At 73.5% G+C, this 22,639-nt stretch carries 20 protein-coding genes; 1 reads left to right on the plus strand and 19 read right to left on the minus strand.

Translation table 11 applies throughout. From position 1 onward, the window contains the following. Positions 1-3 precede the first annotated feature (3 nt). From GPA04_RS03510 to der, 13 genes are all read right to left on the minus strand, one after another. Positions 4-936, minus strand: a complete 933-nt coding sequence (locus tag GPA04_RS03510) for an FHA domain-containing protein (RefSeq protein ID WP_156222473.1) — start codon at positions 934-936, stop codon at positions 4-6. After that, positions 933-2,210 carry a VWA domain-containing protein gene (locus tag GPA04_RS03515; protein WP_156222475.1) on the minus strand — a complete coding sequence of 426 codons (1,278 nt, stop codon included), beginning with the start codon at positions 2,208-2,210 and terminating at the stop codon, positions 933-935. Before GPA04_RS03515 ends, GPA04_RS03510 begins: the two co-directional genes overlap by 4 nt. Positions 2,211-2,267: 57 nt before the next feature. Then, positions 2,268-3,557: a protein phosphatase 2C domain-containing protein gene (locus tag GPA04_RS03520; RefSeq protein ID WP_241680581.1), complete on the minus strand. Its 1,290-nt coding sequence runs from the start codon at positions 3,555-3,557 to the stop codon at positions 2,268-2,270. Continuing rightward, the gene (locus GPA04_RS03525; protein ID WP_156222477.1) at positions 3,554-5,863 is read right to left on the minus strand and encodes a serine/threonine-protein kinase; all 2,310 of its coding nucleotides are present in this window, start codon (positions 5,861-5,863) and stop codon (positions 3,554-3,556) included. The genes GPA04_RS03520 and GPA04_RS03525 overlap by 4 nt, the downstream gene beginning before the upstream one ends. Further along, positions 5,860-6,996 carry a hypothetical protein gene (locus GPA04_RS03530; RefSeq protein ID WP_241680582.1) on the minus strand — a complete coding sequence of 379 codons (1,137 nt, stop codon included), beginning with the start codon at positions 6,994-6,996 and terminating at the stop codon, positions 5,860-5,862. Before GPA04_RS03530 ends, GPA04_RS03525 begins: the two co-directional genes overlap by 4 nt. Continuing rightward, positions 6,993-7,988 (minus strand): glutamate ABC transporter substrate-binding protein, encoded by a 996-nt coding sequence (locus GPA04_RS03535; RefSeq protein WP_156222479.1) that lies wholly within the window; start codon positions 7,986-7,988, stop codon positions 6,993-6,995. The genes GPA04_RS03530 and GPA04_RS03535 overlap by 4 nt, the downstream gene beginning before the upstream one ends. Continuing rightward, entirely contained in the window at positions 7,985-9,289 is a 1,305-nt protein-coding gene (locus GPA04_RS03540) for a GlnX family signal transduction membrane protein (protein ID WP_156222481.1), read from the minus strand. The genes GPA04_RS03535 and GPA04_RS03540 overlap by 4 nt, the downstream gene beginning before the upstream one ends. Then, on the minus strand, positions 9,286-10,941 hold the full coding sequence (locus GPA04_RS03545; protein WP_156223071.1) for an AAA family ATPase: 1,656 nt from the start codon (positions 10,939-10,941) through the stop codon (positions 9,286-9,288). Before GPA04_RS03545 ends, GPA04_RS03540 begins: the two co-directional genes overlap by 4 nt. Positions 10,942-10,943: 2 nt before the next feature. Further along, complete coding sequence (locus tag GPA04_RS03550; RefSeq protein WP_241680583.1) at positions 10,944-11,456, minus strand: hypothetical protein; 513 nt, start codon at positions 11,454-11,456, stop codon at positions 10,944-10,946. Between the two features lie 17 nt (positions 11,457-11,473). Further along, positions 11,474-12,721 (minus strand): toxic anion resistance protein, encoded by a 1,248-nt coding sequence (locus GPA04_RS03555; RefSeq protein ID WP_156222483.1) that lies wholly within the window; start codon positions 12,719-12,721, stop codon positions 11,474-11,476. A gap of 132 nt (positions 12,722-12,853) precedes the next feature. After that, positions 12,854-14,341, minus strand: a complete 1,488-nt coding sequence (locus tag GPA04_RS03560; RefSeq protein ID WP_156222485.1) for an FGGY-family carbohydrate kinase — start codon at positions 14,339-14,341, stop codon at positions 12,854-12,856. Between the two features lie 218 nt (positions 14,342-14,559). Next, complete coding sequence (locus GPA04_RS03565; RefSeq protein ID WP_156222487.1) at positions 14,560-15,210, minus strand: DNA-3-methyladenine glycosylase family protein; 651 nt, start codon at positions 15,208-15,210, stop codon at positions 14,560-14,562. Beyond that, positions 15,207-16,691, minus strand: coding sequence for a ribosome biogenesis GTPase Der (gene der, locus GPA04_RS03570; protein WP_156223073.1), 1,485 nt, complete (start codon positions 16,689-16,691; stop codon positions 15,207-15,209). Before der ends, GPA04_RS03565 begins: the two co-directional genes overlap by 4 nt. Positions 16,692-16,832: 141 nt before the next feature. Here der and GPA04_RS03575 point away from each other — a divergent pair, with 141 nt between their 5' ends. Next, the gene (locus tag GPA04_RS03575) at positions 16,833-17,555 is read left to right on the plus strand and encodes a hypothetical protein (RefSeq protein ID WP_156222489.1); all 723 of its coding nucleotides are present in this window, start codon (positions 16,833-16,835) and stop codon (positions 17,553-17,555) included. A gap of 82 nt (positions 17,556-17,637) precedes the next feature. On the opposite strand, the gene GPA04_RS03580 is transcribed toward GPA04_RS03575, so the two are convergent. From GPA04_RS03580 to GPA04_RS03605, 6 genes are read right to left on the minus strand one after another with little or no spacing between them, the layout of a single operon-like run. Next, on the minus strand, positions 17,638-18,339 hold the full coding sequence (locus GPA04_RS03580; protein WP_156222491.1) for a lysophospholipid acyltransferase family protein: 702 nt from the start codon (positions 18,337-18,339) through the stop codon (positions 17,638-17,640). After that, on the minus strand, positions 18,336-19,037 hold the full coding sequence (gene cmk / locus GPA04_RS03585; RefSeq protein WP_156222493.1) for a (d)CMP kinase: 702 nt from the start codon (positions 19,035-19,037) through the stop codon (positions 18,336-18,338). Before cmk ends, GPA04_RS03580 begins: the two co-directional genes overlap by 4 nt. Beyond that, positions 19,034-20,167, minus strand: a complete 1,134-nt coding sequence (locus GPA04_RS03590) for a prephenate dehydrogenase (protein ID WP_241680584.1) — start codon at positions 20,165-20,167, stop codon at positions 19,034-19,036. Before GPA04_RS03590 ends, cmk begins: the two co-directional genes overlap by 4 nt. 11 nt (positions 20,168-20,178) lie before the next feature. Next, on the minus strand, positions 20,179-20,877 hold the full coding sequence (locus GPA04_RS03595; RefSeq protein WP_156222495.1) for a thymidine kinase: 699 nt from the start codon (positions 20,875-20,877) through the stop codon (positions 20,179-20,181). Positions 20,878-20,881: 4 nt separating this feature from the next. Next, positions 20,882-22,042, minus strand: a complete 1,161-nt coding sequence (locus tag GPA04_RS03600) for an alkaline phosphatase family protein (RefSeq protein WP_156222497.1) — start codon at positions 22,040-22,042, stop codon at positions 20,882-20,884. After that, a complete protein-coding gene (locus GPA04_RS03605; protein WP_156222499.1) occupies positions 22,039-22,623 on the minus strand; it encodes a DUF5998 family protein in 585 nt (194 codons plus the stop codon). The genes GPA04_RS03600 and GPA04_RS03605 overlap by 4 nt, the downstream gene beginning before the upstream one ends. Positions 22,624-22,639: the final 16 nt, after the last annotated feature.

Raw genomic sequence — 22,639 nt, forward strand, 5'->3', positions numbered from 1 at the left:
GCCTCAGACCTCGCCCGGCAGCGCCAGCCGGATCACCAGGCGGGTCCAGCCGCCGATGAACACCCGGTCGTCCTCGGCCAGCTCGCGCCGGTCCCCGGGGGTCAGCGGCGTGGTCGGCAACGGGTCGCCGGTGTGGCTCACGTAGGTGCCGTTCGCGGAGTCGAGGTCCTCGACCCACCAGCGCAGCCCGTCGGTGGTGAGCTGGCAGTGCCGGCGCGAGACGCCGGTGTCCTCACCGGCGTCCACGTCGGGCTTGATGCCCCGCGAGGCCGACGGCCGCCCGACCAGCACGCTCTTCGCGCGCAACGGCACCACGTGCGGCGAACCCGGCGCCGGCATCCGGTCCTCGGGATCCTGGGCCGCGTACCAGTCCGGGTCCACCCAGACCTCGGCGACCCACTGGTCCGGTCCGGGTGCCGGCGGCGTGGGCAGCCCACCGCTGCTCGCCGGCTGCTCCGACCCCGGGTCCGCCTCACCCGGGGCGACGGCGGCAGGCTCGTTCTCCGCCGGGTCGCCCTGGGCCGGGTCGCCCTCGGCCGGGTCCGGCTCGGCCGGGTCGGGGCCGCCGGGCTCAGGGTCGCTGGGACCGGGGTCGCCGGTGCCCGGGTCGCTCGGCTGGGGGTCGCCGGGCTTGGGGTCGCTCGGTCGGGGACCACTGGGCCCCGGATCGCTCGGCAGCGCCCAGGGGTCGGCGTTGATCGGCTGCGGGGCCGTGCCCGTGGTGAAGTCGTACCCGCAGTTCTCGCAGAACAGCGCGCCCGGGGCTGCGGGCGAGCCGCAGTGCGGGCAGGTGGTGGCAGCGGTGGACGCCTCGGTGGGCTCGGCCGGGCTGGGCACCGCGGGGCCGGCGCTGGTCGCCGCCTCGATCGGCGCGCCGCAGATGTCGCAGTAGTCCTCGGACTCCGAGGTGTGCCCCTGCGGACAGACCGCGCTCACTTGCGCACCCGGGTGGTCTTGGTCGACGCCGTGTCCAGCGCCATCTCGTCCAGTTTGTCGGTGTTCCGCTTGAGGCGCACGGTGCCCTGCTCCTCGTTCTCGATCTCGACGACGCGCCGCAGGCGCGAGGTGGCCTCGTCGTTGCCGGTCTCCTTCGCGAGCTGGACGGCGCGACCGAGCTTGACGGTCGCCGTCGCCTCGTCACCGGCCGCCTTGGCGGCCAGACCGTCCTGGATGGCCTCCGCGAGCTCGGCCTGCCCCGTGTAGTGCGCGACCTCGGGGTTGATCCGCGCGGTGAGGTTCGAGTCGCTCGACCACATCGCCTTGACCAGACCCGATGCCTGCACCTGGTCGCCGGTGACGATCTGCACGCGCGCGGCGAGCTGCTCGGCGCCGACCGGCTTCGAGCCCACCCGCACCGCCACGTGGTACTCGCGGCTCTCGTCGCCCCAGCTGCCGGTCGGGAAGCCGCTGGTCAGCGGGTTCACCACGGTCTTGCGGGGCGTCAGGTCGTCCAGCTTGGGCGAGACCTGCTTGACGAACAGCAGCTGCGAGCCCTGCGGCGCCCACACGCGCAGCTGCGCCTCGGCCACGCCACGGGCCATCGACTCCCCCAGCATCTGCCGGAAGCTCGCGGCGATCTGGGAGGGGTCGCGGATCAGCTCGTCCGAGCCCATCAGCGCCGAGGCGATCTCACGGACCTCGGCCACCACGTAGCGAGAGCCGACGCCGCGGGCGTCGCAGCGGAACTGACCCTGCAGCCGCTCGAGCGTCGCGGTCAGCTGGGACTTGGGCTCGGACTCGTTCTTGCCGTCGGTCAGCAGGATGGCGTGCCGACGGGCGCCGTGCGGGACGGTCGTGAACAGCTGGCCCGCCAGCTGCAGCCAGGTGCTCATCGCGGTGCCACCACCGGCGCGCATCATGCCGATCGCGCGCTTGGCCTCGGCCCGGGCCGCCGGCTCCATCCGGACCATGGCCGACGGCGCGTTCGGGTACGGGAACACCCGGTTCGCGACGTGGCTGCCGCCGACGATCGCGAACCACGTGCCGTCCACGATCACGTCGAGCGCGACCTTGGCCGCCTCCTGTGCGGCCGCGAAGCTCGCACCCGCCATCGAGCCCGAGGTGTCGATCATGATCACCTCGGCGGCCTCCAAGGACCCTGCCGACGCCGCACCGGCGCCCGACGCGGTGACCCGCACGATCGCGTGCACGTCGGTGGCGCCCTCGGCCAAGAACTCGTTCTGGAACACCTCGGCGGTGAAGCTGGCCATCGTCTCTCCTGTCCTTCGCCCTGCAGGCTATCCGGTCCGTGTGCCGTTGCCCGGCGGTCAGCCGGGAAGCCGTGCGAGCACGGCCGTGATGTTGTCGCGACCACCCTGGTCGTTGGCCCAGGACACGAGCGCGCCGGCGACGTCGGTCGCGATCGCGCCCTCCCCTGCCGCCGCGACGGTTGACCGGACCAGCTCGCCCAGGTCGTCCGCCTCGGCACAGTAGTTCCACAGGCCGTCCGAGCACAGCAGCAGCCAGCCGGGAGTCGTCGCCATCAGGGTGTCGGTGCGGGGCTTCAGCTCGGGCGCGTCCGGGCCGAGCCAGCGCGTGATCGCGTGCGCGTGCGGCGAGGACTCGACGCGGCTCGCCGGCACGCCGAGCTCGAGCATCTCCTGCGCCCACGAGTCGTCGATCGTCAGGCGGACCCCTCGGCCCTCGTCGGGCAACCAGTACGCCCGCGAATCACCGACGGAGGCGACGACGACCCGCTGGTCGTGCACCACGGCAGCCACGTAGGTGCACGACGGCGCGTCCGAGGGCTGCTCGACCGGGACCGCCAGCACCGCCTCGTTGGCGCGCGCGGCCGCGTCGTCGTGGAGCACGCCCCAGGCGCTCGTCCGTGCGCCGCCGGGAGGTTCGGTGACCTCGCGCGGTCCACCTGGCGCACCCTCGGCGAGCGTGGCCAGCGCGGCCGCGCAGGCCGCGAGGCTGGCCTGGTCCGACAGCGGCGCGGTCGAGACGCCGTCGCACACCACGATCATCGTGACGCCGCCGACGATGTCCAGCGCCATGGCGTCCTCGTTGCGTGCGTGGGTGATGCCGCGGTCGCAGACCCCACCCACGGTCGCGCTCGGCGAGACCTCGAAGTGGTCGCGCTCGCTCATCGCCGGAGCGCCGCACTCCTCGCAATAGCCGTCCGCGGCCACCCGCCCGCCGCACCGGGCGCACGGACGTGCGGGAGGCGCGGCGGCCGCCGCGACGACCGGCTCAGGCTCCGGCGCGGCACCGGTCATCGGGGACCCGCACACCTCGCAGAACTTCGAGCCCGCGGCCACCTGCGCACCGCACGACGGGCAGGCGACGTCGGGCTCGCTCTCGGACTCACCCGTGGACTCGGGCTCGACCGCACGCGTCGCCTCGGACGCGGGCTCGACCGCAGGCGCCGCCGGGGACTCGGGCTCGTCGACCGGCCCGGCCTCCGGGCTCGTCCGGGTCTCGGCGGGCGCCCCCGGCTCGTCGGGGTCGGTGATCTTCACGTGCTCCGGCACCGGGAGCCCGCTCTCGGGCAGCCCCTCCGCGGGCACCTGGCCCGCTGGTCGCTGCGCGTCGCCGGTCGTCGGTTCACTCACCACAGGGTCCAGTTCCGTACAGCGTTGGCGCGGTCGACGAGCGCGATGCGCTCGCCGCGGGTGTCGGCGATGCGGGCCCGCTCGCGGTAGGCGGCCTCGACCGCGTCACGCAACGGACGCTCCTGCGCAGGCACGTCGGCGATCTGCGCACCCATCGGTGCGTTCGTCCGATGCACCTGGGCGAGCGCGGCCTCCAGCACCTCGATACGGAGGTCCGCCCGGGCTGCAGGACTGAGCGGGACGCCGTCGATGCTGCGCAGCGCGTCGTCGAGCGCCTGCAGACCGCGACCGGACGCCGTCAGCGCACGCGCCCGCTGCAGCCGTGCCGCCGGGTAGGAGCCACGGGTCGGTGCCACCAGGTCGAGCGAGCGCAGCACGCCGTCGAGATCCTGCCTCCTGCTGCGGATCCGGGTCAGCCCGAACGCCGACGGCGCGGTGTAGTTGGCGTCGGAGCGCGCGCACACCACGTAGAGCGACTCGGCCACGTCCAGCTCGCCGGAGACCTCGCAGGCGGTCGCCAGCGCCAGCTTGGGCGCCAGCTCGCCGGGTACCTGCCCGTACACGGCGTTGAAGGACGCGACCGCCGTCGCGGCGTCGTTGCCGGCCAGGTCGGCCAGCCCGCCGATCCACAGCGCCCGCCACTCCCACGGGTCGTCCGCGAGGATCTCCCCGATCAGCGAGCGGGCCACGTCGATCCGGTTGGCCGCCACGGCCGCCTGGGCGATCGCGAGCTGGACCTCGACCGTGCGCTCCGGTGCCTTGTTGAGCGCGGTCACCCGAGCGACCGGGTCGGCCACGTTGACGCCGGCGAGGAAGCTCGCCATCGGGTCGGAGGGGTCCACCTCGAGCTCGGGAAGCTCGTGCCACATCAGCGGCCGCTCGGGCACGTCGACCGTGGGGGCGGTGAACAGCGCCGACGCCGACGAGGTGGTGGCGGGGTTGCCCGGCCCGCGGTCGGCGGAGACCACCTCGCGCAGCACACCGAGCAGCTGCACGCGCATCTCGTCCACCGACCCGAACCGGTCGTCGGGGTTGGGCGCGCAGGCCTTGGCCAGCAGCCGGTAGAACGAGTCGTACGTGCCGAACACCGGGGTGTCCGCGACCGGCGGCAACGACGCCACGTAGGTCGAGGTGTTGCCGCGGAAGTCCAGCACCAGCGTCGCGAGCGTGCGGCCGATCGTGTAGATGTCGGACGCGACCGAGGGACCGAGCTCGGCGACCTCGGGTGCCTGGTAGCCGACCGTGCCGAAGATCGCCGACACGTCGTCGTCGACCCGGCGCACACCGCCCATGTCGATGAGCTTGACGCCCTCGCCCTGCTGGATGATGTTGTCGGGCTTGAAGTCGCAGTACAGCAGGTTGTGGTCGTGCAGGTACGCGAACGCCGGCAGCACCTCGAGCACGTAGGCGAGCGCCTGGTCGACCGGCAGCGGGTCCACGACGCCGTGATTGGCGTCGCGGCGGTCCTTGAGGATGTCCTTGAGCGACTTGCCGCCCACGTACTCCATGACGGTGTACCCGGCGTCGTCGTGGACCACGAAGTTGTAGATCTCGACGATCAGCGGGTGCTCGACCTCGGCCAGGAACCGCTGCTCGGCGATCGCGGCCGCCGCGGCATCGGCGTCGTCGGCGTTCAGCAGGCCCTTGAGGACGACCCAGCGCCCGGACACGTTGCGGTCCCGTGCCAGGTAGATCCATCCCAGGCCGCCGTGGGCGAGGCACCCGACCACCTCGTACTGACCGGCGACCAGCTCGCCCGGCTTGAGCACCGGGTCGAAGTTGAACTTCGCGCCGCACGCCGGGCAGAAGCCGGAGGACCGGCCCTGCACCTCGCCGCGCGACCGACCCACAGGGCCGCCGCAGGAGGCGCAGTAGCGCTTCCGCTCGGGCACCTCGGCGACCGGCATGATCGCCTGCAGCGGGTCGGCCACCGGGACCGGCGGCACCGTGGTGAGCCCGGCGCCCAGGCGGTGCCCGCGCAACCGGGTGGAGCCGGTGCCGACGCGGCGCGTCGTCCGCGACCCGGTGCGCGCGGAACCGATGGCGGTCGAGGCCAGCCGTGCCGACGATGTGCGGGTCGAGTCGCGGTGCTCCGGTCCGCGCATCGCCGAGGTCTTGCCCGAGTCCGGGCGTGCCTCCGGCATGCCGGCGCCGAGCACCGCCGACGGCGAGGCACCGCCCGTCGGCGTCGCCGCCGCGGCGGAGGCCGCCGTGGCACCTCCGCCCGAGGACTCGGGCGAGCCGCAGACGTTGCACCAGCCGTCCTCGTAGGTGCCGGTGCAGCCCGGTTGCGTGCAAGCGGTCACGGGGTCCCTCCGATCCTCGTCGTGGTCGGACCTCGAAGGTCCAGCGGCGCCGCGAGCCTCTCGTACTGCGCGACCAGCGCGCGTGCCAGCTCGACGTCGCAGGGTGTGGTCATGACGGCGTCGGAGGCCTCGGTCCAGCCCGCCTGCACCGTGGGTGAGGTGTCCCGGCCGTGCGCCCGGGCGTCCGACTGCGCCTGCGCGAGCCGGTAGCGCAACGACGCCCGCTCCCGCAGCGGGGTCGCGTACGCGTGCTCGGCGGCGTTCACCGCGCGGGCGGCGGCGTCGAGGCGTGCCAGGTAGGCGTCGACACCGGCGCGGTCGCGCGGCGGCTCGCCCAACCGCATCGGGTCGGGGACCGCCAGCCGCGGCGGGCGGGCGATCTCGCGCCGGCAGCGCGCCTCCAGGTCCAGCAGCACGGGCCGGCGCTCCGCCAGCGCGTCGCGGAGCTCGACGGCGCGCTCGCGGTCGCGGCGCAGCTCACCCGAGCGGGAGCTGGCGATCAGCAGGTCCCGGTGCGCGCGGGCCACGTCGGCCTCGAGCTCGCCGAGCGGACCGGTGACGTCGGCGCCGCGCTGCGCCTCGGCGATCAGCTTCGCCTGCCGCTTCGCGAGCACCTCCACGCGGTCGGTCACCGCCGCGTCGGCCATCGACCGGGCCAGGTCCTCGCACCGGACCACCTCGGCGCGCACCTGCCGGAGCCGGGCCACGAGCTTGACGGTCGAGGGGTCGATCGCCAGCTTCTCGCGGAGCTGGCCCACGAGGGCGTCGACCAGGCGCGCACCCTCGGGGAGCGAGACGTCGAGCGCGCCCGAGCCCAGCCGCCCCCAGATCTGTGTGGAGATCCGCTCCCGGGCGGCCGTGTCGGCGCGACCGGAGTCCCACTCCTGGTGGATCGCATCGGTCCGGCTGCGCAGCGCCTGCCACAGCGCCATCGCCAGCACGACGTCGCTGCTGTGCGAGGAGGCGTCCTTGGCGCGCTGGGCGACCTCGTCGAGACGGTCGAGCTCGCCGCGGGTGCGAGCGAGCCACTCCTCGAGCGCGGTCAGGAAGTCGAGCAGCTCCTCCGGTGTCGCGGCGCGACCGAGGCTGCCGGGAGGCGTCGGCAGCCCGGCGCTGACCCCGGTGGCGGTCACGCGGTCCGCCCGTAGACCGGAACCGGCGGCTCCGGTGCCGGGCCGAGGGGCTCACCGAGCCAGCGCTGGTAGATCTCGACCCAGGTGCCGTCGGCGACGATCTGGGCCAGCACCGTGTTGACGAACTGGACCATGTCGGTGTTGGCGGCCGGCACGCCGATCCCGTACGGCTCGTCGCTGATCGGCTCGCCGACCACGACGGCGTACGGGTCCTGGGCGGCGAAGCCCGCGAGGATCGTGTCGTCACCCGTGATCGCGTCGACCTGGCCCTGCTGGAACAGCGCCAGGCACTGGCTGTGCGTGGGTGCCGGCACCGCCTCGACCTCCGGGTACTCCTCGAGCCGGGTCAGGGTGGTGGTCCCTGCGGGCGCGCAGACGCGCTGACCCGCCAGGTCCTCCAGACCCTGCGCCTCCGAGCCCTCGGCCACGAGCACCTTCTGGCCGGCGTGGTAGTACTCGGCCGAGAACGCGATGCTCTCCCACCGCTCGCACGTGATCGTGAAGGCGCGAGCCACGAGGTCCACCTCGCCCGACTCCAGCACCTGAAGGCGCTGGCCCGAGGTGATGACGCGGAACTGCAGCCGGTCCGGGTCGCCGAAGATCGCACGCGAGATCTCATGGAGCATGTCGATGTCGAAACCCTCGATCGCTCCCGTGAAGGGGTTGCGCGAGCCGAGCAGCAGCGTGTCGGCGGAGACGCCGACGACGAGGGTGCCGCGCTCGCGGATCTGCGCCATCGTGCTGCCCGAGGGCAGCGCGTCCGGCGCGGGGAGCGCCTCGAGCGGGGCGTAGGAGGCCACCGGGTCGTCGCACGTCACCGGTGTGCTCGGGCCGGTGTCGGTCGGCTCCTGCGTGGGCTCGTCCGTGGCGGTCTCCTCCGCGGCCTGTCCCAGGTCGTCGGCACCGCTGCCGCCGGAGCAGGCACCCAGTCCGAGCAGGAGCGCGAAGGCCGCGCCGACCGCCAGGCCGCGGCGGGTGGTCGTCGCTCTCATCGGTACTCCTCCCGCCGCGCGGCCAGACCGCGCCAGCACGCGATCGCCGCCACGATCCCGGTGATCAGCAGCACCCAGGCCGCCAGCCGGGCCTGCGTGACCGCATCGGACAGCTCGTTCGTGACGTCCTGGGACCCTGCGCCGATCTCGGCCGCGGCCGCCTCGACGAGCTGCGTGTAGGCGGCGCTGGGCCCGCTCTCGTCATCGGTGACCGCCAGGGCCACCGCGCCGTCCCAGTCACCGCTGTCGTCGAGCTCGCGGATCTCGGCGTGGCGGTCCAGCCACGTCTGCAGCAGCTCCGGCAGGTCGCCGCCCTGCTCCTCGAGCAGCGCCGCCGCGGCCTCGGTGCGCTCGACGAACGCCTCCTCGAAGGCAGCACCGGATCCGCGCTTGATCAGCGTGAAGGACTCCAGCGTGCGCGCCTCGGCGGCCAGCACCGAGGCCTGCGCGACCGCGAGCGTGGGCCGGTAGTCCTCGGTGCGGACCGCGGCCGCGGTCTCCGCGGAGGACCGGGCACCCATGGCGCCGGCCGCGAAGGCGACGACGAGCAGCACCGTGGCCAGGGCGAGCCCAGGGTTCAGTCGCCGTCGAGTCATCGCGGCCAGGCGTACCTGGCAGACGATCAGCACCACCAGCGCGACCACGACGACCAGCACGACCACGTACGAGAGGTTGCCGACCCCGAAGTCCGACGCCGCGTCGTCGGCGGCCATCGACAGGACCGCGTCGAGATCGGCGAGCATCTCCTCGCGCACGAGCGTCGAGGCCTGGTCGAGGTACGCGGCGCCGACCGGGAAGCCCTGCCGGTTGTTGACCCGGGCGGCCTCGACGAGGCTGGTGTACCTCGTGAGGTCGGCGTTGAGGTTCGCGATCAGCTCGGCGTCGGCGTCCGCACCCTCGGCGAGCTCGGCCAGCCCTGCGGCGGCAGCCGCGATCGCCTCGTCGTAGACCACGCGACGCGGCTGCGGCTCGAGGCCGCCGACGAGGAAGGCGTTGGTCGCGGCGCCGTCGGCGTCGAGCACCGCGCTGCGCACCGCCATCACGGTCAGCACGCGGTCGGCGCGCGCCCCGGCGCGGTCGAGACCGGCAGCCTGGTTGAGCGCGAGCACGAAGCCCAGGGCCGCGACCAGCAGCGCGACGACCACGGTCACCACCGAGATCTGCATGATCCGTTGCGCCGACGTCGCGGGGGGCCGCTGCTGCTGCTGCGCCACCGGAGCCGGCGGCTGGAGAGCGACCTGCCCTGCGGGTTGCTGGGGCGGCGTCGCCTGCTGGGCAGACGCCGGTGCGGTCGAGGTCACTCGTCCTCCTCGGTGGTGGCCGGGGGCAGCGGCGCTGCCGCCGGCCGCTCGGGATCGTCGGGTGCGGCTGCCGGGCCGACGTCGTCGCTGTCGTCGGTGTCGCCGCCCTCGGCTGGGGCGTCGACGAGGACCGACGGCGGCGCGGGCTCCTCGTCCTCGTCGGCGACGAGGTCCTCGGGCAGCAGGGTCTGCAGCTCCTCGATGGTCGGCGCCTCGACCTCGCGGAGCCGCCAGGCGTGCCGGGCGATCGCGGCGTCGAGCAGGTTGCGCACGAACCGGGCGTTGCCGAACGAGGCGTCACGCAGCTGCACCGAGCAGATCTCCTCGAGCCGTTCCAGCGTCTGCGGCGTGGGGATGAAGTCCGCCTGGTCCGCCATCAGCTCGAAGATGCCGCGCAGCTCGTCGTCGGCGTAGTCCTCGAAGTGGATCGTGGTCGAGAACCGCGACTCCAGCCCGGGGTTCGCCGCGACGAACTCCGCCATCGGTACCGGGTACCCGGCGACGACCACCACGAGGTCGTTCCGGTGGTCCTCCATCTCCTTGACGAGCGTGTTGACCGCCTCCTGGCCGAAGCTGTCCGCGCCCATCCCGGTGCTGGACTGGGTGAGCGCGTAGGCCTCGTCGATGAACAGCACTCCCCCGACCGCGCTGGCGACCACCTCGGCGGTCTTCATCGCGGTCTGCCCCACGTAGCCCGCCACCAGCTCGGAGCGGTCCACCTCGACCAGGTGGCCCTTGTCCAGCAGTCCCAGCGCCCGGTAGATCCCGGAGACCAGCCGTGCCACGGTCGTCTTGCCGGTGCCCGGGTTGCCCACGAACACCAGGTGCCTGGTCAGCGTCGGTCGCGTCAGCCCCGCCTCCACGCGGAGCTTCTCGATGCGCAGCAGCTCGACCTGGCGGCGCACCTCGGCCTTGACGCGCTTCAGCCCGACGAGGCTGTCGAGCTCCTCGAGCAGCTCCTCGAGCGACTTCTCCGGCTCGCCGGGCTCCTCGGCCGCGGCGGCCGCGGTCTCCTGCGCCTGCGCCACCGGGGCGGCGCCCGGCTCACCGGGTGCCGGTGCCACCGTCGTCGGCTCGCCCGCGGCTGCCGACCCGGTGCCACGGTTCAGCGCGGCCAGGATCCCCTCGACGCTCGGGACCTCCGGCTGCCGCTGGTCGGGCCGCAGCGCCGTCAGCCCGCCGTCGAGATCGGGGGTGAGCTGCCGCAGCAGGTCGGCCGTGGCTCGTGCGATCGGCGCGGACGCGACCGTGCGCGGCACGTCGGGCGAGGGCTGCGCGCTCGACGCGGCGAGCTGCACCGCCGCGGTGGCGGCCGCGCGGGCCGCGACGTGCGGTCCGGGGGTGCCCAACGTGGCACCCGCGCGCACCACGGCCGCCAGCGCCTCGGCGTAGGGCACCGCGTGCGGCCCGCCCGCGAGCGAGACCAGCACGTCGGTCGGGGCGCCGCGCCACCGACGCCCGGCCGAGCCGGCCGCGAAGAACTCGACAGTCGACCCGCCGTCGACCTCGCTCAACCATGCCGCCGGCGCCCCGGGAGAGGACTCGGCCACAGCGGCCGACAGCCGCATCCCCTCCTCCCGCGTGACGGCGGCAGGCACGCCCGCGGCCTCACCGGCCTCGACGAGGCCGGTGAGGGCGGCGCGCAACGACATGGTCACAGGTGCTCCGTGGGAGGGGTGGTGAGCGAGGAGCTGGTGAACTTCTCCTCGAGGAACGCGCCGTGCGCGATCAGGGCGTTGGCATCCTGGCGAGAGACGGCGTCGGAGATCTTCGTCAACGTCGCGCTGAGCAGGTCGAGCTGGTCGACCAGCAGCATCAGCGAGGTCTTGCCGTCGGCGACGATCCTCCTGTCGGCGAAGTCGCGCGGCAGCCGCAGGTAGGCGTCGACGGCCTCGGGCAGGTAGCTGGTCGCGGTCGAGACCACGGTGTGCGCCTGCTGGCTGCCCAGGCCGGGCCGGTCGAGCCGCGGCACCATCACGGCCACCGTGCGGGCGATCTTGTCGACCCGCGCGGCGATCGCCGGCGGCACCCGCCCGGCGACCCGCGCTCGTACCGCCTCCACCGATCCGAGGATCTCCTCGCCCGTGGGTGGGGGTGGGAGCTCGGGCAGCACGACAGGTTCGGGCTCACCCCGTAGCTTCCGCCCCAGCTCCGACCACCACGACACGTTGTTGCAGACTCCGATCAGCGGTTGTTGTTGAGGTTCAGCCCGCCGATGTCGAGCGAGCCGCCCTGCAGCTCAGAACGGTCGGAGTTGCGCGATCGTTCCAGGTACTCGGCGGCCTTGGTGGTCTCGGTCTGCAGCACGCCGACGGTCTGGGCCATCGAGTCCAGCGCACGGATCTTGAAGTCGGAGATCGTGTCGAGCGTGGTGTAGATGTTCGCGAACGCCTCCTGCAGCTGCTCGATCCCGATGGTCGCGCTGGCGGCCTGCTCCTGGATCGTGGCCGAGTTGTCGGCGAGCATCTTCGAGGTCGCCACGATCATGTTCGAGGTCGTGGTGTTGAGCGCCGTGATCTGGTCCAGGACCAGCTTCTGGTTCGCCAGCGCCTGCGCCACGATCACGGCGGTGCGGAGCGCGGACAACGTCGTCGTGGTGGCGCGGTCGACGCCCTTGATGAGCTCGAGGTTGTTCTTGATGATGATGTCCATCGCCAGGTAGCCCTGGATGGAGACCGCGAGCTGGGTGAGCAGGTCCTGGTGCTTCTGCCGGACGTAGAACAGCACGTCCTCGCGCATCACCTTCGCGCGCTCGGGGTCGGTGACGTCGAGCTCGGAGATCGTGGCCGAGAGCTGGGTGTCGATGCGCTCGGCCATGAAGATGTACTGGTTGAGGCGGCCCATGGTGTCCCACAGGTTCCGCTTCTCCAGGTTGAGCGCGGCGTTGTCCTTCCGCAGCTCGTCCTGACCGTTGTAGAGGGCGCGGATGATCGCGTCGAGCTGCTTCTGCGCCGACTCGTAGCGCTGGAAGTAGTCGCTGATCTTGTCGCCGAAGGGGATGAACCCGAGCAGCTTGCGCCCGAACGTCTCCTCGGAGGGGTCGAGGTCCTCGACGGCGCGGCGCAGCGCGAGCAGCGACTGCCCGACCGTGCCGGACTCGGACAGGCCACCCTCCTTGATCTCCTTCACCGGCGTCGCGAGAAGCCGGTTGGAGACGTCGGCGGCGCGGCGGATGTCCTGGTCGCCCATCGTGCGGACCGAGTCGGCCTTCGCCGTGAACTCCGGCGACTTGGCGTCGCTGCTCATCAGGGAGGCGACGTAGGCGTCAGCCTTCTGGGTCAGCGCCGGGACCATCTCGGGATCGACCTTGGGCGCGAGCGCCGGTGCCTGGGTGGCTGCGACGGCGGCGACGGGCGGCGGCGGCTCGAGCGAGAGCCCGAAGCTCTCCTCCGGCGGCTCGAGAGGTGCTGCGGCAGCGGCCTGTTCAGTCATGGTCGTCCTCGGCTGTGTTTCGAACGGAGAGCAGGAACAAGGAGTGGAACGGATGGGCAACAGGAAGGAGGCGGAACGCCGGGCGATCTGTCGATCGGACGGATCTAGAGATGGTCAAGCGAGTCTCTGTCATTAATCTACGGCAGCCGAGCGGCCTGACGAGCCGTCGGGAGCGGGCAGGGCTGCCCGTACGCTCCGGACGAACGCGGCACAGGCCTCGGCGTGCAGGTCCCGACCCGGCGGTGCCGGCGTCTCGGCGTCCAGGGCCGGCGCCGTGCGCACCGCGTCCGCAGGAGCGCCCAGGGCTCCCGAGCGCGCCAGCGCCAGCACCGCGGCACCGGTCGCCACCGGCTCGGCGGCGCGCACCAGCGCCACCGGCCACGGCAGCGTGGCGGTCTTGAGGGCGGTCCACAGCGCGGGCAACCGGGAGCCCGCGATCACCGCGACCCGCTGCGGCACCTCCTGCGCCGGCTGGGACTCGATCATCCACCGGGCCTGGTAGCAGATGCCTTCGACGACGGCGCGGGCCTGGCGCTGCCTGGTCCAGCCCGCGGGTGGCCGGCCGGCGCGCGCCTCAGGATCGGGCTCGGGGCTCTGCCGCCCGCGCAGGTACGGCGCGACCGCAGCCCCGGTGGGCTGATCGTCGGCTGCCAGCTCGTCCGCGGCGGCAGCCAGCACCGCCTTGTGCTCGGCCGCGGGGATGCGGGAGAGCCAGTCCTGGAGCATCGCACCGGCGCTGGAGGAACCGGCGACCACCGCGTCGGCGTCGCCGGCGGCGGTGCGCACCAGGCTCATCCCCTGCCGCCGCACCTGCTCCGGGTCCGGTCGCCGTGCCAGCACGGTGAGCACGGCCTCGGCCGTGCCGAGCGAGTCGGCCACGTCGCGCGGGGAGCGCGTGCCCGCAGCCCAGGCAGCCACCTGGTGGTCGTGGCCGGCCACCACGACCGGGAGCCCGGCCGGCAGCCCGGTTCGTGCCGCGGCGGCCGCGCTGAGCCGGCCGGCGATCTCGTCGGCGCCCGCCACCCGCGGCAGCCGGTCGCGTGCCATGCCGGCGAGCGAGAGCAGGCTGACGTCGAAGGCGGTGGGCGTGGCCCGCCCCGGAGCGGCGAGCCGGTACCCACCCGTGCGCCCCGCGAGCGTGTGATCGGTGACGCGCTCACCGGTGAGCCCGTGCACCACGAGATCGGCGGCACCGAGCCAGCAGGCCATGAGGTCCCAGATCTCGGGTCGCGCCCGGCGCAGCCACCGCCACGTCATCAGGGGTGTCTTGGCCGACAGGCGCACCCCGGAGCGCGCGAACACCTCCGGCGCCAGGTCCTGCAGCTCGCCCGCGTCGGAGGCGCCCAGGCCCTCGTCCCAGCGCAGCAGCTCGGTGAGGGCGTCCCCGTCCGCCCCGATCGGGGCGCCGGTCTCGGCCATCGAGGCCACGCCCACAGCCTGGACGTCGCCGCCGTCCGCCATCAGGGAACGGCACCCCGCCTCGACGACCTCGAGCAGGCTCCGGACGTCGCGCGGTGTGGCCGCGGCACGGGTGGCGACCTCACGCACACGCCCGTCGACGATCTCGGCCAGCACCACCTTGGTGCTGCTCGTCCCGACGTCGATCCCCACCGCGCGCATCCCGACATCCTCCCGCGCCCCGCGACCGGCGGCTCCCGGGGTGCCGTGCCGGTGTCACCCACGCCCCAACACGCCGAGTTCGGTGCTACCCGTCGAGATCGGTGGGTGCACCCGCCGACCTCGACGCCGAGCACCGAACTGGGTAGGAGGACGCGTGGGCTGGAGTGCTCAGGACCGCGCCATGGCGCCTCAGGGAAATGGGAAGCGGGTGGCGAGGGTCAGACCGGGACCGACGTCTCCTGGCGGCCGCGGCGGCGGAGGTAGCCGTGCCAGAGCAGCCGAGCGGCGGTGGACCGGTGCGGGCGCCACCGGTCACCGATCTCGGTCAGCTCGGCCTGGTCCGGCGCCTGCGCGAGCCCGAGCGTCTCGGCGGCGGCGACCTGCAGCGCGCGGTCGCCGACCGGCCACAGGTCGGGGCGGGACAGGCAGGCCAGCAGGTAGACGTCGGCCGTCCAGCGCCCGATCCCCGGCAGGGCCGTCAGCCGGGCCCGCACCTCGTCGTCGTCCAGGTCGGCGAGCTCCGCGAGGTCGAGGGTGCCGTCGTCGACGGCCGCAGCCAGCGCACGCAGGTACCGCTCCTTCTGCCGCGAGACGCCGTCGGCGCGCATGTCGGGATGGGCGAGCACCGCCGTCGGGCTCATGGTGCCCAACCGGGCGAGCAACGTCCGGTACGTCGCGGCGGCCGAGGCGAGCGAGACCTGCTGCTCGAGCACGAACAGCACCAGGCTCGGAAAGCCGGCCGGGCGCGACCAGAACAGCGGCGGCCCGTGCTCGGCGACCACCGCGGCGAGTGCCTCGTCGGTCTCGGTCAGCCAGGCGAGCGCCTCGAGGAACTCGCGCTCCGCCGTCGACGTCCCGGACGAGGTCATCGGGTGCGGCGGCGCTTCTCGCGCACGCGCACGCTGATCTCGATCGGGCTGCCGGTGAAGTCGAACGTCTCGCGCAGCCGCCGCTCGATGAAGCGGCGGTAGCCCGGCTCGAGGAACCCGCTGGCGAACAGCACGAAGCGCGGCGGGCGGGTCGAGGCCTGGGTCGCGAACAGGATGCGCGGCTGCTTGCCGCCACGCACCGGGTGCGGGTGCGCCGCGACCAGCTCGCCGAGGATCGAGTTGAGCCGACCGGTCGAGATGCGGGTGTCCCAGGACTCCAACGACCGGTCGAGCGCCCGCACGAGCCGGTCGACGTGCCAGCCGGTGCGCGCCGAGATGTTGATGCGCGGCGCCCAGGGCACCTGCACCAGCTCCTTCTCGATCTCGCGCTCGAGCAGCTCGCGCCGGTCGTCGTCCATCAGGTCCCACTTGTTGTAGGCGATCACGAGCGCACGTCCGGCGTCGATCACCTGCTGGATGACGCGGATGTCCTGCTCGGTCATCGGGACGCTCGCGTCCACCAGCACCACGCCCACCTCCGCCTTCTCGAGCGCGGTCTGGGTGCGCAGCGAGGCGTAGAAGTCGGCGCCGTGGGTCTGGTGCACCCGGCGCCGGATGCCGGCGGTGTCGACGAACCACCACTGCCGATCCCCCAGCTGCACGAGCTCGTCGACGGGGTCGCGCGTGGTCCCGGCCACGTCGTCGACGACGACGCGCTCGGTGCCGGTGATCGCGTTGAGCAGCGAGGACTTCCCCACGTTCGGGCGACCCAGCAACGCGATCCGGCGGGGCCCGCCGTCACGGATCGGCCCACCCGTCTGGGAGACCGGCGGCAGCATCTCCATCGCCGCGTCGAGCAGGTCGCCCGAGCCACGGCCGTGCAGGGCGGACAGCGCGAAGGGCTCACCGAGCCCGAGGTTCCACAGCGCGGCGGCATCGGCCTCACCGCGTTGGTCGTCGACCTTGTTGGCGACGAGGATGACGGGCTTGCCCGAGCGACGCAGCAGCCGGACGACCTGCTCGTCGGTCGTGGTGGCCCCCACCGTGGCGTCGACGACGAACAGCACGGCATCGGCCAGCTCGATCGCGATCTCCGCCTGGTCGGCCACCCGCTCGTGCAACCCGCGGGCATCCTGCTCCCACCCGCCGGTGTCGACGAGCAGGAAGTTCCGGCCCGCCCACTCGGCCTCGTACGTCACGCGGTCGCGGGTCACCCCCGGCGTGTCCTGGACGACGGCCTCGCGGCGGCCGAGGATCCGGTTGACCAGGGTCGACTTGCCGACGTTGGGCCGGCCGACGACGGCGAGCACCGGCAACGGTCCCGCCGCGCCGGCGTCGCCGCCGCCCTGGGCGGCACCCTCGAGGAGCGCGAGGTCCTCGGGCGCGAGGTCGTAGTCGGCCAGGCCCGCGCGCAGGGCCTCGACGCGCTGCGCCTGCTGGTCGTCGGCATCCTGACCGTCGGAGGGCTGGGTCGGCTGCATGGGCTTGTCCGTCACCCCCGCATTCTTCCCCACGGATGGGGAGTGCTGCCCCCACGCCTGGTCACGAAGGTGTTTTCACCTTCACTAACCTGTTCAGCGGCAACGGCGCCACTCCTCGTTCAGTCCCTCGAAAGGCACTCCGTGCGCACGTCTCGCCCCCTTGCCATCGCCGCCCTGCTCAGCGCCGGCCTGGTCCTCGCCGGTTGCAGCGGCTCCGGTTCCGACGACAGCCCTGAAGGAGCGGAGACCACCGCCACGGGTGGTGCCGAGAGCGAGCCCACCACCGAGGAGCCCACGCAGGAAGCGCCGGCCTACGACGTCGAGGCCATCGACTTCGGTGAGCCGGGCGAGACCGCGCCCGGCTCCACGGTCGCGATCGGCGAGCCCGCCTGGGTGGTCACCCACATGACGCCCGCGGACGCCGACGCGGCGGTCGAGGTGCGCGTCGGGCTCAGCCTGATCGACATCACCGAGGGCAGTGCCGACATCTGGGCCGGCTGGGAGAACGAGGACGAGTTCGCGGGCTTCACGCCGTACCTGATGGTGCTGCAGTACGTCTACCCCGACGGCCTGCCCGAGGGGTTCGACGAGCCCAAGGCCCCGGCGATCTTCCCGCTCCTCGAGGACGGGTCGGGCGCCAGCTTCATCGAGGCCCAGAACTTCGGTATGGGCACGGGGGCGTCCGACGTGTGCGGGTACACGCTGCAGGGCTGGGACCCGGAGACCAACACCCTCGTGGTGTGCGCCGTCGGGCTCTCGGACGCCGGCCCGGTGACCGGTGGCCTGTTCAACGGCGATAGCTGGTCGGGCTTCGTGCAGGGCCTCGACCCCGTCTACGGCGAGGCGAACATCCTCTGGCAGTGACGCAGTCCCACTGAGCTCAGGGCCGGTCCGCCTCGCGCGGGCCGGCCCTGAGCTCGGCCGGGCGGTCGCGCCCGGCAGCGAGTCACTCCGCCGGCAGGTCGACCCCGGTGCGAGCGATGGCCGCCTCCACGTGCCGGCTCATCTCGGCCTGCACCCGCTCGGCGGCCGCCTGCACGGCCGCGCGCCCGCTGACCGCGTCCTGCGGCGCCGCCTCGAACGGCTCGCCGAACACGACGTACAGCTTGGCGCGGAAGCCGGGGATGTGCCCGCGCTTCTGTCCCTGCATCCGGGTGCCGAGGATCGCGACCGGGAGCACCGGCGCGTTCGCGCGCACCGCCAGCCAGGCGATGCCGGCCTTCGCCGAGCTCACGTCGCCGCGCCCCCGGGTGCCCTCGGGGAAGACGGCGACGACGCGGTCCTCGTTGAGGAGGGCCAGCGCCGTCTGCAGCGCCGCGCGGCCGGTGCCGCGGTCGACCGGGATCTGGCCGGCGTTGCGCATCAGCGGACCCGTCCAGCCCTGGAACGCCTCCTCCTTGATGATGAAGTGGGAGCCGCGGGGGATGGCACCGTGCAGCAGCGGGCCGTCGATGATGCCGGTGTGGTTCGCCGCGAGCAGCACGCGGCCGGTCCGTGGCACGTTCTCGGCGCCGAGCACCCGGGTGTTCCAGACGCCGTGCGCGAGCAGCTGGCCCACGCGGCGCGACCACGTCGGGCCCCACCGCTTGATGTGCTCGGGCTTGATCTCCTGGCCGGGTGTGCGGCGCGGGGTGTCCTTCTGGCTCACCGCCCGCTCCTCCGGGTCGCCTCGACGAGACCTCTGACGGCGTCGACGGTCTCCTCGAGCGTCAGCTCGGAGGAGTCGATGGTGACGACCCCGTCAGCGGCGCGATGAAAGCTCGAGACGGTCGAGTCGTCGGCGTCGCGCCGCAGCACCTGGTCGCGCGTGGCGGCCAGGGCGGAGGAGTCGTCGGCACCGTGGATCTCGCGGGCGCGGCGCGCGAGCCGGGCTTCCTCGCTCGCGACCAGCAGGATCCGCACGTCGGCGTCGGGGGCGACCACCGTGGTGATGTCCCTCCCCTCGGCGACGATGCCGCTCTCGCGTCGTGACGCGTCGATGATCTCGCGCTGCCGCCTGCGAAGCTCGTCCCGCACCTCGAGGTTGGTCGCGACCGCGCTCACCACGGTGGAGATCTCGGTCGAGCGGATCACCACCGAGACGTCCTCGCCGCCGACGGCGACACCGGGGTCTGCCGGGTCCGTCCCCATCACGAGGGGCAGCTCACGCACCGCCTGGGCGACGGCGCCGGTGTCGGTCAGGTCGATGCCGTCGCGCACGCACCACCAGGCCGCCGCGCGGTACATCGCCCCGGTGTCCAGGTAGGCCATCCCGAGCTGGGCCGCCACCCGTCGGCTGATCGTCGACTTGCCCGAGCCCGACGGGCCGTCGATCGCCACGATCGTGTGGTTCCTGGGCGCGCTCACTCGACCACCACCCGCCACTGCCGCCTCTCGAGCTCGGTGACCAGCGCGTCCGCGGCACCCGGAAGCACCGACAGCGTCGCCATCCCCACCTTCTGGCGCGGTGAGTGCTCCATCTGGAAGTCCTCGATGTTGACGCCGATCTCCCCCACCTCGCTGAACAACCGACCCAGCTCGCCGGGCCGGTCCGGGACCAGCACGGTGACCTCGACGTAGTGCTTGCGCGCACCGCCGTGCTTGCCGGGGATCCGGGCGACGCCGTCGTTGCCTGCCGAGACGAGCCCCGCGATACCGGCCATCGCCCCCAGGGCGAGCGGGCCGTCGTCGGCCGCCCGGTCGAGCGCGCCGAGCAGGGAGTCGACGTCGTCGCGGACCGCTCGCAGCACCGAGCGGATCGGCCCGGCGTTGCCCACGAGGATCGAGGCCCACAGCTGCGGGTCGCTGGCCGCGATGCGGGTGACGTCGCGCAGGCCCTGCCCGGCGAGCCCCAGCGCACGCTCGGGGGCGGAGACCAGCCGGGCCGCGAGCAGCGAGGAGAGCAGCTGCGGCAGGTGGGAGATCAGGGCCACGGCCTCGTCGTGCTCGGCCGCGCTCATCTCGACCGGGCTCGCACCGAGGTCGACGGCGAGCGACCGCACCGTGCGGAGCGCGGCCGGTGAGGTCTCCGGGCCCGCCGCGAGCACCCAGGGGCGGCCGGCGAACAGGTCGCTGTCGGCGGCGGCCGCGCCGTGTCGCTCGCGCCCGGCCATCGGGTGGGACCCCACGTACCGGCTCAGGTCGAGCGTCGCGAAGCTCTCGAGCTCGTCGCGGATCGTGGCCTTGACGCTCGCGACGTCGGTGACCACCGCGTCGGGGTAGGTGTGCAGGGCGGCGCCGACGATCCCGGCGGCGACGTCGGGAGGGGCGGCGACCACCACGAGGGCGGGCGGGTCGTCGTCGGGACCCTCGGGGTCACCGGCGCCGACGTCCCGGGCCAGGGCGAGCGCGGTCGGGGAGCTGTCGCGGAGCCGGACCGGCACGCCGTGGCTGGTGAGGGCCAGCCCGATGCTGGCGCCGATCAGACCGGTACCGATCACGAGGACGGGGCCACGAGTGGTGAGACCACCTGAGGTGGCTTGACGTGCCTCGATCACGATCGGCCACTCTAGCCGGGTCGTCGGGGCGGCACCGAGCACACGTCGAGGTCGAGCGGCAGCCGGTCCAGCGGCAGCGGGTCCGGTGAGGGGCTGACCGCGCGCGCCGAGGTCGCCGTCATGCGACGCATGTGGTGACGGCGGCACAGCACCTCGTAGCCGACCACACCGGTCTCCAGCTCGGCGGTGTCCCCCACGAGCACCTGCTCGCCCTGGGTGACCATGACGCCGTCGATGGTGCGCGCGTTCTGGGTGGCGCGGCGCCCGCACCAGCACAACGCCTGCACCTGCAGCACCTCCACGCGGTCCGCCAGCTCGACCAGCCGTGCCGAGCCGGGGAACAGGCGGGTGCGGAAGTCGGTCGTGATGCCGAACGCGAAGACGTCGACCTCGAGCTCGTCCACGACCCGGGCCAGCTGCTCGATCTGCAGCTCGCTGTAGAACTGCGCCTCGTCGCACACGAGGTAGTCGACGACCACGCCGCGGGTCCGCCGGCCGATCACCTCGTCCCAGAAGTCGGTCGCGTCCGTGACCTCGACCGCGTCGTGCCGCAGCCCGAGCCGGGAGGAGACGACGCCCTCGCCGGCGCGGTCGCTGCGTGTGAAGATCACCCCGCGGCGGCCCCGCTCGGAGTGGTTGTGGTTCATCTGCAGCGCGAGCGTGCTCTTGCCGGAGTCCATGGTGCCCGCGAAGTAGGTGAGCGTGGCCATGCGGTCAGCCGGCCATCCGGATCAGCGGGACGGTCCGCTCGGCCGCGGTGCCGGAGCCGTGCATCCCGATCAGCTCGAGCGAGGCCGCCGTCTGTGTGCGCGAGTCGAAGACGGCGATGTCGCCGCGCATGGCGGCCACCACGTCGCCGACGACCGGCCGGAACCGGTCCTCGACCGGCCCGAACCAGCCGGCGGCGATGGCCTCGTCGCGGCTGCGCACGTCCGCACGCTCCCCCAGCTCGGCCCGCCACGCCTGCAGCACCGCGGCGGCGGCACCGGGTTCGGCGTGGACGTGGCAGATACGGGGCTCCCCCGCCACGAGGCCGACGCCGTCCGCGAGCACCGGGTTGCGCGCGACGTCCAGCCGTGCGGGGCCGCCGAACTCCACGGACTCCCCCAGCGGGATGTCGACCATGCCGTGGTCGGCGGTCACCAGCAGCAGCGTCTCGGGTGGCACCGCGGCGGCCAGCCGGGCCAGCTCGGCGTCCAGGTGGGCCAGCGCCTCCCGCCACTGCGGGCTGCGCCAGCCGTGGTGATGGCCGGTCTTGTCGACGTCGCCCCAGTACGTCGTCACGACCTTGACGTCGGGCTCGCCGAGCACGTCGATGGTCCGGTCGACCCGTTCCTCGAGACTCTCCGCAGCGTCGTACTCGGCGCCGCGCAGCGCTGCCCGGGTCAGCGGTGAGGACTCGAACTCCCACGGGCCCACGCTGACCGCGAGATGACCCTGCTCGGCCATCAGCTCGAAGATCGTCGGCTGCTGCTGCCAGGTCTCCGGTTCGGGTCCGTCGCGCCAGGAGATCAGGTTGAGGAGCCTGCCGGTGGCCGGGTTGCGCACGGTGTAGCCGAGCATGCCGGTGCGGCCCCCGGGAAGCCCGGTGCCCAGCGCGGCCATGTTGGTCGCGGTGGTCGAGGGGAAGCCGGACTGGAGCGGGCGGTGCGGTGCACCGGTGAGGGCCGGGGCCACCTCGGCCGCCGCGAGCAGGTTGTGGAGACCGAGGCCGTCGACGAGCACCACGCAGGCGCGCCGGGCGGGCGGCAGCTCGAGGCGCCGGGCCGCCGCGGCCGAGCTGCCCGCGTGACCGCTCGGGTCGACGACGACCTCCACCCCGGCCGCACCGGACGCGCCCAGCAGGACGTCGCCGAGCCAGTCCGCCGTGCTCACACCCGGGCCGTGGCCGCCGAGAGCGCCGCGGCGAAGTCGATGGCGGCACGCACCGCGGCCGGGCCCTCGGCATCGGCGCTGACGCGCACCACGAGGTCGTCGGGCAGCAGCGAGCCGGTCAGGCCGTGGTCGGCCTCGCAGCTCGGGTCGCCGCAGGTGGCGGGCTCGAGCTCCACCCGGCTGACCGCACCCCACGAGAGGGCCAGCGTGACCTCGCTGACCGCCGAGCCGCGCCGATAGCCGACCGGGTCGGCGACGCCGTGCGTCAGACCGACCGTGCGCAGGTGCCGGATCGCGATCGACTCGGTGGTGGCCGCTGCGGCGGGGACGGCCTCGGGGTCCTCGCCCGGCAGGTCGTCGACGTGCGCCAGCACCAGCCGGGTGTCGGTCAGCACCAGCACCGTGATGTGACGCCGCACCTCGGCGCGGTCGAACATCGTCTCCACGTGCACGAGGTGGGAGATGACCTCCTCACCGGCGAGCGCGAGGTCCAGCACGTCGGCGACGATGTCCGGGTAGTACCCGGCGCGCTCGACGTCGGTCCGCAGGCGGCGCAGCGCAGTCGAAGACGATGAAGGCACCCGGTGAGTATGCCGT

Source organism: Pseudactinotalea suaedae (assembly GCF_009733815.1).
GTDB classification, from domain to species: domain Bacteria; phylum Actinomycetota; class Actinomycetes; order Actinomycetales; family Beutenbergiaceae; genus Pseudactinotalea; species Pseudactinotalea suaedae.